At 74.0% G+C, this 16,733-nt stretch carries 7 protein-coding genes; all 7 read right to left on the bottom strand.

The genetic code is table 11. The features are described from left to right. Window positions 1–104 precede the first annotated feature (104 nt). The 7 genes from ACFWYM_RS21535 to ACFWYM_RS21505 all read right to left on the bottom strand — a co-directional run bounded on the left by ACFWYM_RS21535 (window position 105) and on the right by ACFWYM_RS21505 (window position 16,706). Window positions 105–1,157 (bottom strand): 3-deoxy-7-phosphoheptulonate synthase, encoded by a 1,053-nt coding sequence (locus tag ACFWYM_RS21535; RefSeq protein ID WP_384839342.1) that lies wholly within the window; start codon window positions 1,155–1,157, stop codon window positions 105–107. Beyond that, a complete protein-coding gene (locus ACFWYM_RS21530; protein WP_384839339.1) occupies window positions 1,154–2,593 on the bottom strand; it encodes an MDR family MFS transporter in 1,440 nt (479 codons plus the stop codon). Before ACFWYM_RS21530 ends, ACFWYM_RS21535 begins: the two co-directional genes overlap by 4 nt. After that, window positions 2,590–12,876 carry an amino acid adenylation domain-containing protein gene (locus ACFWYM_RS21525; RefSeq protein ID WP_384839336.1) on the bottom strand — a complete coding sequence of 3,429 codons (10,287 nt, stop codon included), beginning with the start codon at window positions 12,874–12,876 and terminating at the stop codon, window positions 2,590–2,592. The genes ACFWYM_RS21530 and ACFWYM_RS21525 overlap by 4 nt, the downstream gene beginning before the upstream one ends. After that, window positions 12,873–13,664: an ABC transporter ATP-binding protein gene (locus ACFWYM_RS21520; protein WP_384839333.1), complete on the bottom strand. Its 792-nt coding sequence runs from the start codon at window positions 13,662–13,664 to the stop codon at window positions 12,873–12,875. The genes ACFWYM_RS21525 and ACFWYM_RS21520 overlap by 4 nt, the downstream gene beginning before the upstream one ends. Continuing rightward, window positions 13,661–14,590, bottom strand: coding sequence for a FecCD family ABC transporter permease (locus tag ACFWYM_RS21515; protein ID WP_384839602.1), 930 nt, complete (start codon window positions 14,588–14,590; stop codon window positions 13,661–13,663). Before ACFWYM_RS21515 ends, ACFWYM_RS21520 begins: the two co-directional genes overlap by 4 nt. 71 nt (window positions 14,591–14,661) lie before the next feature. Beyond that, entirely contained in the window at window positions 14,662–15,714 is a 1,053-nt protein-coding gene (locus tag ACFWYM_RS21510) for a FecCD family ABC transporter permease (RefSeq protein ID WP_384839330.1), read from the bottom strand. Then, window positions 15,711–16,706 carry an ABC transporter substrate-binding protein gene (locus ACFWYM_RS21505; RefSeq protein WP_384839327.1) on the bottom strand — a complete coding sequence of 332 codons (996 nt, stop codon included), beginning with the start codon at window positions 16,704–16,706 and terminating at the stop codon, window positions 15,711–15,713. Before ACFWYM_RS21505 ends, ACFWYM_RS21510 begins: the two co-directional genes overlap by 4 nt. Window positions 16,707–16,733: the final 27 nt, after the last annotated feature.

Raw genomic sequence — 16,733 nt, 5'->3', positions numbered from 1 at the left:
GTGGCTGGCGGCAGGAGAACCACTTGCTTCATCAGCAAGATCACCTCCCTTTCCTGAGAACGAGATAAGAGTTTGCTGATGGGCCCCTGTGAAACCCTGCGCCGCTATCTGCGGCGCGCCGCCAGGGCGAGGGTGTCGAGCAGCGGGGCGGTGCGGTGCCAGCCGAGGCAGGCGTCGGTGACGCTGAGGTCGGGGCGCAGTGGTGCGGCCGAGGGGTCCTGTCTGCCGTCGGACAGGAAGGACTCGATCATGACGCCGGCCAGGGCGGGGGCTCCGTCGCGGAGCTGCTGGGCCAGGTCGGCGACGACGGCGGGCTGCCGGTTGTGGTCCTTGCCGCTGTTGCCGTGCGAGGCGTCGACGACGAGGCGCTCGGGGAGGCCGGCCGCCGCGAGGGCCGCGCGGGCCTGCGCCACGCTCGCCCGGTCGTAGTTGGGGGTGGGGCCGCCGCGCAGCACCAGGTGGGTGTCGGGGTTGCCGGTGCTGTGGAGGGTGGTGAGGCGGCCGTCGGTGGAGATGGCGGGGAGGGTGTGGGGGTGGGCGGCGGCCTGGATGGCGGCGATGGCGGTGTCGGTGCTGCCGGACACGCAGTTCTTCATGCCGACCGGCATGGGGAGCCAGGAGGCCAGGTGGCGGTGGGGTGGGCTGGCGACGGTGCGCGCGCCGACGGCGGCCCAGGACACCGTGTCGGCCACGTACGGGGCGAGGGCCGGGTCGACGAACTCGTAGGCCAGGGGCAGGCCCGTGGCGGCGGCCTCGGTCAGGAAGGAACGGCCGAGGCGCAGTCCGGTGGCCAGGTCGGCCTTGCCGTCGAGCGCGGGGGTGGTGAGCAGGCCGGTCCAGCCGGTGACCGTGCGGGGCTTCTCCAAGTACGCGCGCAGGACGATGACCAGGTCGTCGGCGAGGCGTTCGGCGGCCGCCGCGAGCAGGGCGGCGTACTCGAGTGCGGCCGCGGTGTCGTGGACCGAGCAGGGGCCGACGACCACGAGCAGGCGGGGGTCGCGGCCCGCGAGGGCGGCGGCGACGGTGTCGCGGTGGCGGGCCACGGCCTCGGCGGTGGCCGGGGGCAGGGGGTGGGCCGTGGCGAGCTCGGCGGGGGTGGGCAGCGGATAGTTCATGGCGTACGGCGGGTGGTTCATGGCGTGCGGGGGGTGGTTCATGGCGTCCTGACGTGAGTTCTGGGGAGCCTCGTGGCTCCGGCGGCGGCGAGCAAGCAGAAGACGAGCACCCACCAGAAGGTGTCGGCGAAGGCGGCGGAGATGTCGGGGCCGGAGATGTCCGGGCCGCGGGCGGCCAGCCGGTTCTGCAGGACCACGGCGAGAGCCGCGGTGCCCAGCGAACCGCCCACGGTGTTGAGGAGGTTGAGCGCTCCGGCCGCGCGGGGGATCTCGGCGGGCGCGATGCGGCTGTAGACGATGTTCATGACGGGTGCGCCGATCATGGCCATGCCGATGCCCCGGACGGCGAGCGCCACGGCGATGGCGAGGTCCGGCAGCTGGTGGCCGAGTTGGGTGAACGGGACCGTGCCCACGAAGATCAGCGCGATGCCGGTGACCACCAGCGTGCGGGGCGCGACCTTGTCGATGGTGCGGTTCACCAGGACCGAACCGGCCGCCGCGCCGAGCCCCTGCGGTGCGAGCAGCAGGCCGGACTCCCACGCCGAGAGGCCGCGCCCCGTCTGGAGGTACAGCGGCAGCAGGAACATCGTGCCGAACACCGAAGCGCCCAGGACCAGCAGCGCGAGGGCGGCCGCGCCGAAGGGCGGCCGGGCGAAGAGGCGCGGGTCGACCAGCGGGGTGTGGCGTGTGCGCAGGCCGTGCACGGTGAACGCGGCCAGCATCCCCAGGCCCCCCGCGATGCCGACCGCCGCCGGGAGGGGGCGGCCGTGGGAGACCTCGGTCAGGCCGAAGACCAGCACGGCCAGGCCGGGTGAGAGCAGCGCGGCGCCGCGTCGGTCGAAGGGCGTGCGCTGCGGCGCCGACGGCACGGCGGGCACGTAGCGGCGGGCGAGCAGGATCGCGGCCGCGCCGATCGGCAGGTTGACCAGGAACAGCCACGGCCAGGGCGCCGCACCGAGGATGGCGCCGCCGACCAGCGGGCCGAGCACCGGTGACAGGAGTGGGACGACCGAGACGACGCTGATGACCCGTCCGGTGCGTTCGCGTCCCGCGATGCGGGCCAGCAGCGCCTGCCCGGTCGCGGGGAGCAGCCCGCCGCCGAGGCCCTGCAGCACCCGGAACACGATGAGGCTGGTCGCCGACCAGGCCAGGGCGCACAGCAGCGAGCCGAGCAGGAACACGCCGACGGCGACGAGCCAGGTGCGGCGGCCGCCGAAGCGGTCGGCCAGCCAGCCGGACGCGGGTACGGCGGTCACGACGGCCAGCAGGTAGGCGGTGGACACCCATTGGATCTCGGTGACGGAGGCGCCGAAATCCTGGGACAGGGTGTCGATGCCGACGCTGACGATGGTGGCGTCCACCGTGGCCATGAAGGTGCCGAGCACGAGGATGAAGGCGATCCGCAGCAGCGGCAGGTCCACTCGTGCATCCGCCCCTTCGTCCGCCCGTTCGTCCGGCGGCGCGGCTTTGTCGCTCACGGGTGCTCCAGGAGGTCGCGGACGTCGTCGTCGAGGTGGCTGCCCAGCGTGCGGAGCAGGTCGTGCAGTTCGGCGGCGAGTCCGTCGACGTCGGCTCCGGGCCGGTGGGCGAGCACGCCGGTCCAGCCGTCGCCGTCCGGCATGACCGTCAGGGTCACCGGGTGGTGGGTGGCTTCGCGGAAGCGGGTGCCGACGACCGTGAGGCCGGGGGCGGGTTCACGCAGCCGGTCCGGGTCGACCGGGTAGTTCTCGAACACCACGAGGCTGTCGAACAGCCGTCGGCGGCCGGTGAGTTGCTCCAGGTCGGTGAGGGCGACGTGGTGGTGTTCGACCAGCTTGCGCTGGCGGGCCTGCAGGTCGGCGAGGGTCTCGGCGAGGGTGCCGTCCAGCCGCACTCGTACGGGAACGGTGTTGGCCAGCAGGCCGATGATCTCCTCGACGCCCGCCAGCTCCGGCGGGCGGCAGGCGACCATCGCGCCGAAGCAGACGTCGGCGCGGCCGGAGCGCCGGGCGAGCAGCACCGACCAGGCGCCCTGTACCAGCGTGTTGAGGGTCAGGCCGCGCCGTGCGGCGAGGTCGGTCAGTCCGGTCACGAGGTCCGCGTCGAAGGTGATGAGCTCGGGCTGCTGCCAGGCCGGGCCCAGCTCGGCGGCGCCCGCCAGGTGGTCGCCCTCGGGCAGGCCGTCCAATTCGGCGGCCCAGTCCCCCAGTTCGGGCTCGTGCTCGGCGCGCCAGGTCAGGTAGTCGGCGAACGGCACCGGTGCGGGGAGGTCCGGCTCCTCGCCCTGGAGGCGTGCGGTGTAGAGGGTGAACAGCTCGCTGAGGATGCGCGGGGCCGACCAGCCGTCGGAGAGCACGTGGTGCGTGGTGAGGACCAGGTCGGCGAGGTCGTCGCCGCGGCGGATGACGGTCAGCCGTACGAGCGGGCCCTCGGCGAGGTCGAACGGCTCGGCCAGGTCCGCCGCGAGGACCTCTTCGGCGGGGCGGTCGGACACCCGGAAGTCCGGCCGGGGCGAGGCGGGGATCACCGCCAGGCCGGCGGGGAACACGGCGCCCAGGTTCGGGTGGCGGGCCAGCAGGTCGGCGCCCGCGGCGCGCAGGGCGTCCACGTCCAGCGGACCGGCGAGGGAGAACGTCGACTGCACGGTGTACGGGTCGGGGCGTTCGGTGCGCGAGTGGCGCAGCATCACTTCCTGGAGCGGGGTGAGTGGCTGCACGTCGACGACCGGGCGGCCGCCTTGGAGCGCGCTGATCTCGGGGGCGGCGGCCGTGTGCAGCAGCGCGGTCCGCAGATGCCCGGCGAGCTCCTCGATCTCGGCGGTGGTGAACAGCGCCGACGGCCAGGTGATCCGGATCCCGAGCGTGTCGTCACGCACCAGGGCGTTGACCATCAGGCTGTGCGGGAGCGGCAGTTGGCCGGTGCCGCCGGAGCCGAGCGGGTCGGCGTCCGGGGGTGCCTGCCACGGCGTCTCCTCGGCCGGGGCGCCGGGGAACTGGCCCAGGTAGTTCCAGGCGACTTCGGGCCGTACGGCATCCAGCAGGCCCGCCGTGGTGAGGATGCCGTGGCCGAGTCCGTCGCCATGGGCGCGCAGCCGCTGCCCCACCGCCTTCACGTCGTCGCGCGCGTCGAGGCGTACGGGGTGGACGGCGGTGAACCAGCCGACGGTCTGGGACAGGTCGACGTGGCTCGGGCGGCCGTGGCTCTCCAGCGCGACCAGGAGCTCCGGTGTGCCGCGCCAGTCCCGTACCGCCCGGGAGAGCGCCGTGAGCAGCACGGCGTCGGGCGTGGTGCGGTGGGCGGCGGGCAGGGTCGTGATCAGGGCGCGGGTCGTGTCGGCGTCGAGCCGGATCTCGTGATGGGCGGCGGTGGCCGCGGTGTCCCGGGTGGGGTCGAGGGGCCTGGTGAGCCCCGGGGTGGCGGTCATCCGCTGCCAGTGCGGCAGTTCCGCCCGCCGGTCGGCGTCGCGCAGGGACCGCGCCCAGCCGAGGAACGACTGACCGTGCCGGGCCAGGGCCCCACCGGAGTGGGCGTGCTCCACGTCGTCGAGGAGGACGCGCCAGGACACTCCGTCGACGACCAGGTGGTGTGCGATCAGGACGAGTCTGCCGGGCCGGCCGGGTCCTGCGTCCACCCAGATGGCGCGCAGCAGCGGACCGGTGCGCGGGTCCATCGACGCTCGGGCGGCGGCGACGTGGTGGTCGACCAGGGCGCGTAGGCCATCCGTCCCCGGCTCGGCGGGCTCAGCCATCTCCCGCGCAACGGGATCAGCCACCTCCCGTACGCCAGGCTCAGCCGTCCCCCGCACACCGGGCTCGACCGTCTCCCACACGCCGGGTTCAGCAGCCGCTCGTACGCAGATGAGGACGTCGGCACCGGTCACGGCGCCGACCGGCGGGACGCGCAGCGCATCACCGACCAGGCGGGCCCGCAGCACGTCGTGCCGGGCCAGGACCGCGTCCAACACGCCTTGCCAGCCTGCCTCGTCGCCGCCGGGCGGCACGCAGATCTCCACCCACTGGCAGAATCCGTCCGCGGCCGTGCCGGCGCGGCGCAGGAGGTCCCGCATGATCGGTGTGAGCGGCGCGTCGCCGACCGCGGGAGCGTCGTCGGCGTCCAGGGCGCGGGCGCGCGCCGCGATCCCGGCGACCGTCTCGCCCTCGAACACGTCGCGCGCGGTCAGGCCGAGCCCTTGGCGCCGGGCCCGCGACACGACCTGGAGCGACACGATGCTGTCGCCGCCGATCGTGAAGAAGGCGTCGTCGGGGCCGATCTCGTCGGTGCCGAGGACGTCCCGGAACACACCGAGCAGCACGGCTTCGGCGTCGGTCGCGGGCGCACGGCGTGCGGCGGCCGCGGTCTCCGGGGCGGGCAGGGCGGCGGCGTCGAGCTTGCCGCTGGGGCTCAGCGGCAGCCGGTCGATCGGCACGAGGGCCGTCGGCACCATGTGGTCGGGCAGTTCCCCGGCTGCGTACGCCCGGAGCGCCGCGGTGTCCAGGTCGGCGCCGTCGGTGGGGATGACGTAGCCGACGAGCCTGCCGTCGCGCACGAGGACGGCGGCGGCGCGGACGGCGGGGTGGCGGGTGAGGGTGGATTCGATCTCACCGAGCTCGACCCGGAAGCCGCGGACCTTGACCTGGTGGTCGACGCGACCCAGGAACACCAGCTGGCCGTCGGGCCGCCAGCGCACCAAGTCGCCCGTGCGGTACATGCGTTCGCCCGGCGCGCCGTACGGGTCGGCGACGAAGCGCTCGGCCGTCAGGGCGGGGCGGCCGAGGTAGCCGCGGGCCAGGCTGGGACCGCCGAGGTACAGCTCTCCCGTGACACCGGCGCCGACGGGCTGCAACCCGCCGTCCAGGACGTAGACGCGGACGTTCGGGTCGGGGCGGCCGATCGGCAGCGGCCCCTGGTCGTCCGGGTCGTAGCGCCAGGTCAGGGAGTTGATGGTGACCTCGGTGGGGCCGTAGGCGTTGAAGAGCGCCGTGCGGCCCCGCCCCCAGCGGTGCGCCAGTTCGGGGTCGAGGCGCTCGGCGCCGACGACGAAGAACACGTCGGAGGGAACCGTGCGGTCGTCCGGCATCGCGGCCAGGAACGACGGCAGCAGATTCACCCCGGTCACACGGTGCTCGGCGATGTAGTCGAGGAGTTCGTCGCCGGGGACGCGTACTTCCTCGGGTGCGATCACGGACGTGCCGCCGGACAGCAGCGGGACCATGGTCTGCCAGAACGCGACGTCGAAGCTGGTCGAGGCGAAGTGCAGATACCGGTCGTGCTCGGTGACGCCGACAACCTCCTCCTGCAGCGCGACCAGGTCGGGCACGCCGCGGTGGGTGACGCCGACGCCCTTGGGCCGGCCGGTGGTGCCGGAGGTGTAGATGACGTACGCGAGCGCGTCGTCGGTGAGCTTCGCGCGCGCCTCGGCCGGGTCGGTGTCGGGTACGGAGGCGAGCGTCGCCGGGTCGTCGAGGCGAAGGACCGGGATGTCGCGCTCGCAGGGCACGTCGGCGCCGGTGGTCAGGGCGACGGCAGGGGCGATGTCGTCGAGCATGAACGCGAGCCGGTCGCGCGGGTAGCTCGGGTCGAGGGGTACGTACACCGCGCCCGCCTTGGCCACACCGAACAGGGCCACGGTCATCTCGACGTCGCGTCCGAGCAGGACCGCGACCGGGTCCTGCGGCCGTACTCCGCGCTCGATCAGGGCGTGCGCGAGCCGGTTGGCCTGCCGGTCGAGTTCGGCGTAACTGAGGCTGCGGTCGCGGCAGACCAGGGCCTCGCCGTCGGGCTTGGTCCGCACCCAGGCGTCGAACTCCTCGAGCCAGTGGCCGCGTTCCTTGGCGGGGACGACCTCGGTGCCGGTGCTCAGCATCCGCGCCCGCTCCTCGGCGTCGAGGCAAGGGATGCGGAGCGCGGGCCGTGCCGGGTCCTCGACGATCTCCTTCAGGAGGTGGTGCAGCCAGCGGCCGTAGCCGCGGACGGTCTCCTCGGCGAAGGCGTGCGGCTGGTAGCCGAGTCCGATGGTGATCTCGTCGTCGGGGATGACGATCACGGTGAGGGCGTAGTGCGTGGCGTCGGTGATGTCGACGCCCGCGAGGTCGAGCCCGGGGGCGAGCTGGGTGCGCTTGCGGCTGGAGAGCGGGAAGTTCTCCATCACCAGCATGGTGTCGAAGAGTTCGCCGACGCCCACCGCGCGCTGGATCTCGGGCAGGCCGACGTGGTGGTGGTCCGCGAGCGCCACGCTCTCGGCGTGTACGTCGGCCATCAGGTCGCGCGCGGTCCGGTCCTGGGTGTGCCGCACGCGCACCGGGATGGTGGTGCCGAGCTGGCCGATCATCGACTCCACGCCGTCGACCTCGGCGGGCCGTCCGGAGACGGGGCAGCCGAAAACGACGTCGCGGCGCCCGGTGAGCCGGCCGAGCAGCAGACCCCAGGCCGTCTGCAGGACGGTGGTCAGGGTGACGCCCTGCTCTCGGGCGAACGCGCGCAGCCGGTCGCTGAACTCCTGGCCGAGGCCGACGCTCACGCGGCCCGGCCGCTCGACGCCGGTCCCGGTGGTGGCGGGTGCCAGGCGCGTCGCATCGTCGACACCCGCGAGCGCCCGCTGCCACGCGCCGAGGGACGCCTTGTGGTCCCGGGCGGCCAGCCAGTGGAAGTACTGGGACAGGGGCGGGGCGACGGGTGCGGCCGGGCCGCCGCCCAGTTCGGCGTAGATCGCGAGCAGGGTGCGGCCGACCAGCGGCATCGACCAACCGTCCAGCAGGGCGTGGTGATTGGTGATCACCAGTCTGTGCTCGGCCGGGCCGACGCGGGACAGCAGGAAGCGGATCAGCGGGGGCCTGGTCGGGTCGAAGGGGCGCTCCAGCTCGCTGCGGACGGCTTCCTCGAAGCGGTCGTCCTGGCGCCAGTCCAGGGCGACGTCGGCGGGGATCACCTGCACCACCTCGTCCCCGGCCGTGCCGAGGTACACGCGCAACGCCGGGTGCCGGCGCAGCAGTTCGCGTGCGGCCGCGGCCATCCGGGCCGGGTCGAGGTCGCCGACGAGGGTGGTCACGGCCTGGACGACGTAGACGTCGGTGTCCTGGTCGTCGCGGACCAGGGTGTGGAAGGAGAGTCCGACCTGGAGCGGGGTGGCGGGCAGGACGTCGGCGATGCGGCCGGTGTGACCCGTGCTCTCAAGGGCGTCGATCACGCTCTGGTCGAGGGCGACCAGCGGCAGGTCGGAGGGGGTGAGCCCGCCCTCGGTGTGGCGGGCGTGCTCGGCCAGCGCCTCAAGGGCCGTCGCCCAGGCGCTCTGCAGGGCGGCCACGGCGTCGGCGGGGAGCACCCGGGTCGCGGCGGTCCACTCGACGGCGAGCTGCGGGGCGCCCTCCTCGTGCACGAAGCAGTTGAGGGCGAGGACCTGTTCGAGGGACTTGGCGTCGGGCTCGACGACCGAGAAGGCGTCGCGCTCCGGCAGGCGCCAGCCCTCGGCGGGCTGCGCGGCGAAGCGGCCCAGGTAGTTCAGGAGGACGTCCGGCGGCGGGGCCGACGCGAACTCCGCGTCGACCGCCGGGTCCAGGGAGCGCAGCACGCCGTAGCCGATGCCGCCGTCCGGGACGCCGCGGCGGGCCTCCTTGGCCGCGCGCAGTACCCGTCCGACGTCGCCGACGGAGGGCACGCGCACCGGGTACTCGCTGGTGAACCAGCCGACCGTACGGGCGAGATCGAGGTGCTCGCGGCCGTGGCCCTCCATCGTGACGGTCGTTGCGGTGCCGCCGAGACCCCACTCGCGCAGGGCGAGCACGAGGGCGGCGAGCAGAACCTCGTCGACGCCGGCGCGGTAGGCCGCGGGCAGAGTGGTCAGCAGCGCCTCGGTGACCTCGGCAGTGGCCACGGTGACCGAGCGGTGGGCGGTGGCGACCCTGTCCTGCTTCGGGTCGAGAGGGCGGGTACCGAGGCGGGACGTGCTGCTCAACGCCGCGCGCCAGTGGTCGAGTTCGCCCCTGCGCGCGCCGGATGCCCCCTGCTCGGCGAGGAGCAGCGCGTGCCGCCGCCAGGACGTGCCGACCGGGTCGAGCGTGCCGCCCGTGCAGGCGGTGTGCAGGTCGGGCAGCAGGACGCGCCAGGAGACGCCGTCCATGGCGAGGTGGTGGACGACGAGGACCAGGCGGTCCGGGGTGCCGCGGTCGGTCCTGACGAGGGTGGCGCGCAGCAAGTCCCCCGAGCGCGGATCGAGTTCACCGGCCAGGCGCTCGGCCAGTGCCGTCACATCCTCGCTGTTGTGCCCCTCCTCGCCGTGCACCTCGTTGACGACGGCCCGCACCGCCCCGCGAGGCAGCACCTCCAGGCGGCCCTCGCCCACGCGCAGCCGCAGCGCGTCGTGGTGGTCGAGCACGGCCTGGACGCCCTGGGCCAGGTCGCCGTGAGTGAGTTCGTCGACGCGCAGGGCGGTCCACTGTGCGTATCCGGCGACGGTGTCGACGTCCGGGTGCGGATCGAGCAGGGCGCGCACGATGGGCGGCGCGGGCACTGGCCCGGTCGGGTCGTCGAGGGGCTGGACGGTGTCCTCGGCCACCTCGGCGGAGGCGGCGAGTGAGGCGAAGCTGCGGCGGGCCAGGAGGTCGCGCGGGCGCAGTTCGAAGCCACTGGCGCGCAGCCTGCTGCTGACGGTGATCGCGGTGATGCTGTCGCCGCCGAGGGCGAAGAAGTCGTCGTCCACACCGACCTGTTCGACCTCGAAGACCTCGGCGAGCACGGCGCACAGCAGCCATTCCCGTTCGGTGCTCGGGGCCCGGCCGCCGCCGGAGGCCGAGGCGGGCGCGGGCAGGGCGGCGCGGTCGAGCTTGCCGTTGGGTGTGAGCGGAAGCGCGTCGAGGACCACGACGGCGGCGGGCACCATGTGTTCGGGCAGCCGGTCGGCCAGCTGGGCACGCACCGCTTCCCCGGTGACGGTGACCGAGGTGGACACCACGTAACCGATCAGCCGGGACGAGCGCACCACGGCGGCCGCGGCGCTGACGCCGGGCACGGTGCCGAGCGCGGCCTCGACCTCGCCGGTCTCCACCCGGTGGCCGCGGATCTTCAGCTGTCCGTCGCCGCGGCCGAGGTATTCCAGGCCGCGTCCGGGCACCCACCGGGCGAGGTCGCCGGTGCGGTACATCCGCTCCCCCGGCGCGCCGAACGGGTCGGCGACGAAGCGTTCGGCGCTCGCCCCGGGCCGGCCGAGGTAGCCGCGGGCCAGGTGCGGCCCGGCCAGGTACAGCTCGCCCGCCGTGCCGTGCGGCACCGGCTGCAGCGCGCTGTCGAGGAGGCGGATGCGGGTGCCGGAGAGGGGGTGGCCGATGGTCGGCTCGTCGCCGTCGACCCGCCCGGTGGTGCTGGTCACCGTGGCCTCGGTCGGGCCGTACATGTTGCGCGCGGTGATGCCCGCGTCGGCGACGCGCCGCCACAGCGCGGGCGGGGTGGCCTCGCCTCCCAGGACGAGGAGTGCGGGCCGCAGGTCGAGGAGGCCGCCGTCGATGAGTGGGGCGGCCATCGACGGCGTGGTGTCCACGATGTCGATACGGTCGCGGGCGAACGCGGCGAGCAGTGCGTCCGCGTCGCGGGTGGTCTCGGCGTCGTACACGTGCAGTTCGTGGCCGCACAGCAGCCACACCAGGTGTTCGAAGGCGGAGTCGAAGGCGAACGAGTAGGTGTGGGCGGCGCGCAGCCGCCTGCCGGTGGCTCCCTCGGTCTCCGCCACGACCGTGGAGCGCTGGTGGTGCAGGAGTGCGGCGAGTGCGCCGACCCGGCCGAGCACGCCCTTGGGGCGGCCGGTCGACCCGGAGGTGTGGATGACGTAGGCGAGGTGCTCGGGATGGCGGGGCGCGGCGAGTTCGTCGGCCGTCAGGGGTGCACCGGACCGTGCGGCGGCTTCGTCGAGGAGGGTGGCCCAGGGCAGCCCGGCGACAGGAGCGCCGGTGCCCTCCGGCCCGGCGACAGGAGTACCGGTGCCCTCCGGCCCGGCGACGGGAGAGCCAGTGCCCTCCGGGTCGTCCGTCAGCACCAGCGCCGGCCGCGTGTCCTCGATCAACTCCCGCAGCCGCTCCGGCGGGTGGGCCGCGTCCAGGGGGAGGAACGCGGCGCCCGCGTCCATGACCGCGAGGAGGGCGACCACCGCGTCGGCCGTGCGCGGCAGCGCCAGGGCCACGACGTCGTCGGGGCCGATGCCGCGGGCGCGCAGCGCACGGGCGAGGCGGTGCACGCGGGCCGCCAGGTCCGCGGCGCCGATCCGGTCGTCGCCGCACACCAGGGCGGTGTGCGCGGGGTCGGCGGCGGCCATCGCGTCGAGGGCCGTCGGCACGTCCAGCGGCGTGCCGGGAACGGCGGGCGGCGCCCAGTCCGCGAGGAGCCGTCGCGTGTCGTCGGCCAGGGGGACCTGCGCCACGGGCGCGCCGTCGGTCAGCCCCGCCAACAGGGCGCAGAATCCGGCCAGTTGGCCGTCGACCATGGCCTGGTCGTTGGTACGGGCGTCCACCTCGAAGCCGAGGAGGAGGCCGCCGTCCCGGGTCGGCAGGACGCTCAGGCCCATGTCCTCCGGCGGTCCGCCCGCGACGTTGCGCATGGTGCCGTGTGCTCCGGCGAAGTCGATCGCCAGGTCGAACGCCTTGAGGTTGATGCCGCGTCCGTGCAGCAGCGCGCCCGCGCCGGGCACGCCCAGGTCACGCGGCAGGTCCTCGCCCCGGTAGCGCTGGTGGTCGCGCATCTCCTTCATCGCGGCGGCGACCCGGCGGCTCAGCTCCCCCAGGCCGTCGCCCCCGCGCACGGCCACCCGCAGGGGCAGCACGTTGACCGCCATGGCCGGGGTGCGCAGCTCGGTCGAGCCGGTCCGGCACATGAGCGGCAGCGCGAACACCACGTCGGTGCGGCCGAGGACGCGGTGCAGGAACGCGGCGTAACCGGCGATGAGCGCTTCGCCCCACGTCACACCCTCCCGGTCGGCGAACTCCCGCAGCCGGGCCAGCTCTTCGGGCGGCAGGACGGCGCGCGCGGCCAGGGTGCGGTCGGGCGGCCCCGCGGCCGTGCCGTCGCCGCCCAGGTCGGGCAGCGGTGTGAAGCGCTCGACCCAGTACGCGCGGTCCTCGGCGCTCTGGTCACTGGCGCGGTAGTCGCGGTCGGCGGCGACGAGGTCGGCGAAGGACCCGAAGGGCGAGCGCGGGGGTTCGGTCCCGCGGACGAGGGCGGTGTAGCGGGCCGCGGTGCGGCGGGCGAGCATCGCGGCGGTGTAGCCGTCGAAGACGAGGTGGTGGCCGAGCTGGGTGTACCAGACCTCGCGGTCGGAGAGGCGGATGACGGTCCGCGCGTACAGCGGGCGCGCCACCATGCCCCGGCACGCCTCGCCGACCCGGGCCCGCTCGGCGTCGACGAGCGCGTGCGCCGCGGCCACCGGGTCGGCCGCGCCGCTGACGTCGGCCACGCGGGGCGGCTCGACCGGTTCGTCGCTGACCGACTGCCGTGGCCCGTCGGGGGTGTCGTGCACCCGCAGCCGCAGCGTCTCGGCCTCTTCGGTGGTCGCCCGGACCGCCTCGACGAGCGCGTCCACGTCGACCGGTGCGTCGCCGGATATCTCCACCACGTCGCCGACCACGTAGTACGGCGAGTCGGGTTCGAGGCGCTGCGCGTTCCAGATCCCGAGTTGGGCGCCGGTCAGGGCGAGGAGTGCGTGCGCGGGCACGCCGATGGCCGGTCCGCCCGGGGGCACTTCGGCGGGCGGTCCGTCCGAGGACACGTCGGCGGGCAGTCCGTCCGGGGACACGCTTGCGGTGCTCAACTCACTTCTCCTTGCAGGGTGGGGACGACCATCGGCGTGCCCGTAACGGGGTCGGGGATGATGACGTTCGGCAGGTCGAAGACGTCCTTGATCAGCGCGGCGTCGACGATGTCCGTCGGGTCGCCCTCGGCGGCCACGCGGCCGTCCTTCATGGCGACGAGGTGGTCGGCGAAGCGGCACGCCTGGTTGATGTCGTGCAGGACGGCGACGACCGTGCGGCCCTGATCGCGCAACCGGGCCAGCAGGCCGAGCAGTTGGTACTGGTGGGTGATGTCCAGGAAGGACGTCGGTTCGTCGAGCAGCAGGCAGGGGGTCTCCTGGGCGAGCACCATCGCCATCCACACGCGTTGCCGCTGTCCGCCGGAGAGTTCCTGCACGGGCCGGTCGGCCAGGTCGGTGACGCCTGCGGAATCCATCGCTTCGGCGACGGCGTCCTCGTCGTGCTTCGACCACAGGGCCAGGAGCGACTGGTGCGGGAAGCGGCCCCGGCCCACCAGTTGGCGGACCTTGATGTCGTCGGGGGCCTGCGGGTCCTGCGGCAGGAAGCCGAGCTGCTTGGCCAGCGCCTTGGGCGGATAGGCGCGCACGTCCCGGCCGTCGAGCCGCACCTGCCCGGTGTCGGGGCGAAGGAGTCGCACCAGGGCACGCAACAGGGTCGACTTTCCACACCCGTTGGGCCCGACGATGGCGGTGAACGCGCCGTCGGGGACGTCGAGGCTCAGCCGCGTGGACACCACCCGGTCTCCGTAGCGCAGGGTGATCTCCCGCGCGGTCAGGCGTGCGGTCACGCGCGCCCCACCTCCTTGGTCAAGAGCCAGATCAGGTAGCAGCCGCCGATCGCGGTGCTCACCACGCCGACGGGCAGGGCCACGGGGGCGAGGAGCATCTGCGCGATGAGGTCGGCGCCTTGGAGCAGCACCGCACCGGTCAGCGCGGCCGGGAGCAGCGGCACTCCGGCGGCGCCCGCGAGCCGGCGGCCGATCTGCGGTGCGGCAAGCGCGATGAAGGCGATCGGCCCGGCCACCGCGGTCACCGTGGCCGTGCAGCCGACGCCGACCAGGACCATGAGGAGCCGCAGCCGGTCGAGGCGGACCCCGCTGGTGACGGCGATCGCGTCGCCGAGGGACGCCTGGTGCATGGCGTGCGCCCGCGTGGCCATCAGGGCGAACAGCACGCCGATCACCGTGAACGGGATGCCGAGGTCTTCCCAGCCGACGCCGTTGAGTGAGCCCGCGCTCCAGCCGACGGCGGCGATCGCCACCTCCAGGTCGGCTCGGAGCACGATCCACGAATTGAGCGCCGTCACCATCGCGTTGACCGCGATGCCGATCACCACGAGGCGCAGCCCGGAGAAGCCCCGGTCGTACGCCAGCAGGTAGATGACGGCCGCGACGACGAGCCCGCCGAGCACCGAGCCGACGGCCAGCTGCGCGGACGTGCCCGACAGGACGGTGATCGCGACCAGGGCCCCGGTGTAGGCGCCCGCGTCGAGACCGATGACGTCCGGGCTGCCCATCGGGTTGCGGGTGAGGTTCTGGAAGAGGGCTCCGGCCACGCCGAGCGCGGCGCCGAAGACGAGGGCGGCGAGTACTCGCGGCATCCGCCAGTCCCAGATCACCACGGAGGGTTTCGCCCCGCTCAGCACGGCGAACACCTCGCGCGGAGTGGACCAGGACGTGCCGTAGCAGAGCCCGGTCAGGCCCAGGGCGAGCATCAGGGCGACCAGCACCGCCACGAGGGCCACGGTGCGGCGTTCGACCCGCCATCCGATCAGTCCGAGCGCGCTCACAGTGCCCCCGCCCCGTAGCGGCGGACGGCCCAGATCAGCATGGGGCCGCCGAGGAACGCGGTGACGACGGCCACGGGCACCTCGCCGGTGGGCAGCAGCACGCGCGATCCCATGTCGGCGATGAGGAGCAGGATCGGGCCGAGCACCATCGCGTAGAGGATCAGCCACGGCACGGAGCCCGCGGCGGGTCTGCGGACGAGGTGCGGCACGATCAGGCCGACGAACAGGATCGGCCCGGCGACGGCGGTGGCCGCCCCGCTGAGCACGGTGATCAGGACGAGTGTCAGGGCCCGTACCCGGCCCACGCCCGCGCCCAGGGTGTGGGCCACGGTCTCGCCGAGCGCCAGGGCGTTGAGGCCCCGGCTCAGCAGCAGCGCGCCGAGCAGGGCCACCCCGATGGCGGCCAACGGCAGGGCCAGCGGGGCCTGTTCGCGGGAGGCGAGGGACCCGACCGACCAGAACCGGTACGTGTCGAAGGTGTCCGGGAGCATCAGTCGCAGGCCGAGCGCGACGCCGTTGAGTATCGCGGTGAGGGCCACGCCGGTGAGCACGAGGCGCAGCGGCGAGCGGCGTCCGACGGCGGCGACCAGGAGCGCCGCGAGCACCGATCCGGTGACGGCCCAGCCCAGTTGGCCGGCCTGCCCGGCGGCGAGGCCGAGCCCCGAGCCGACGGTGATGGCGAATCCGGCGCCCGCGGTGACCCCGAGGATGCCGGGTTCTGCGAGGGGGTTGCGGGCCAGCGTCTGGATCAGCGCGCCCGCCACCGCGAGGGCGGCGCCCACCGCGACGGCGAGGAGCGCGCGGGGCGCCCGCACGTCGCGCACGACCACGTGGTCGTCGCTGCCCTGGTAGTCGAGCAGGGCGCGCACGACCTCGGTCGGCGACACCGAGCGGGCGCCGACGCCCATGCTGACCACGGCGACCGCCGCGAGCAGCACGAGCCCGCCGACCAGCAGGCCGATCCGCGGCACGGTCCGCCCCGGTGCGGCCCGCCCCGTTGTCGCCGCCTCGGTTGTCGCCGCCTCGGGCGTGCGGCCTGCGACGGTCACCGCTTCAGGAGCGGCGCGAACGCCTTGTCGATCGCGTCCAGGGTCTGCTGGGCCTGCCCGTAGGTCGCGGCCTCGGTGTAGCGGATCGGGAAGGTCTTCCCGGCCTTGACGGCCGGCAGGTTCTTCCACAGCTTCGAGTCCATGACGTACTTGACCGGCTCGGGGACGCTGCCGTCGGCGTTGACCGAGTACGTGATGGCGTCGGCCTTGCCGAGCGACTCGGGGAGCTCTTCGAGGGACGGGTACTCGCTGACGGCGCGCGAGCCGGGGCCCTTCTTCTTGACCTTGCCGTAGTACTTCGCGCCGACGTCCTCGGCGATGTTGGTGCCCCACGAGCGGCCGAACTCGCGCTGGAAGGTGCCCTTGGCGCTCTCGCCGTACGCGCCGACGTGCCCCATCTTCAGGTCGGGCAGCACATTCTTGTACTTCTCGGCCAGCTTGGCGGCCTTCGCTTCGTAGGTGCTCTTGACGGAGTCGAACTGCTTGAGCGCGCCCGCGGCGTCGGCCTGGTGGCGGGACTGCTCGCGCCAGGCGGCCGGGACGGTCGGGCCGATCGCCACGACCGGGGCGATGGACTCCAGGCGCTTGATGTCGATGTCGCCGAGCGCCGGGGCGGGCACACCGATGACGATCAGGTCGGGATCGGCCTCGGCGACGGCCTCGTAGTTGGTCTCGGTCGCCAGCTCGCCCGCCACCTTGGGGGTCTTCTTGTAGGTGGCGAGGTCCTTCTTGCTCATCATCGGCTCGCCGCGCTTCCACGACGAGATCCCGACCAGCGGCGCCTTCGCCTCGATCATGACGGGCACGGCGTAGCCGGTGGCCACCACGCGCTGCGGGTCGGCCGGGATCTTGATCTTGCCGTTGTCCGCGGCGAAGACCCGGGTCTTCCCCTTCCCGGACGAGTCCGACCCGCCGTCGGACGAGCCGCATCCGGTCAGGGCGAGGGCCAGCGCGACGGCGCCGACGAGGCCCGAGGATCTACGGAGGGACATGGGGTGCTCCTTGTTCGTGGTTCTCTT

This window comes from Streptomyces sp. NPDC059009 (genome assembly GCF_042740175.1).
Taxonomy (GTDB): domain Bacteria; phylum Actinomycetota; class Actinomycetes; order Streptomycetales; family Streptomycetaceae; genus Streptomyces.
Note: the sequence above shows the minus strand (reverse complement) of the source record. Positions and strands in the feature narration are given on the sequence as shown.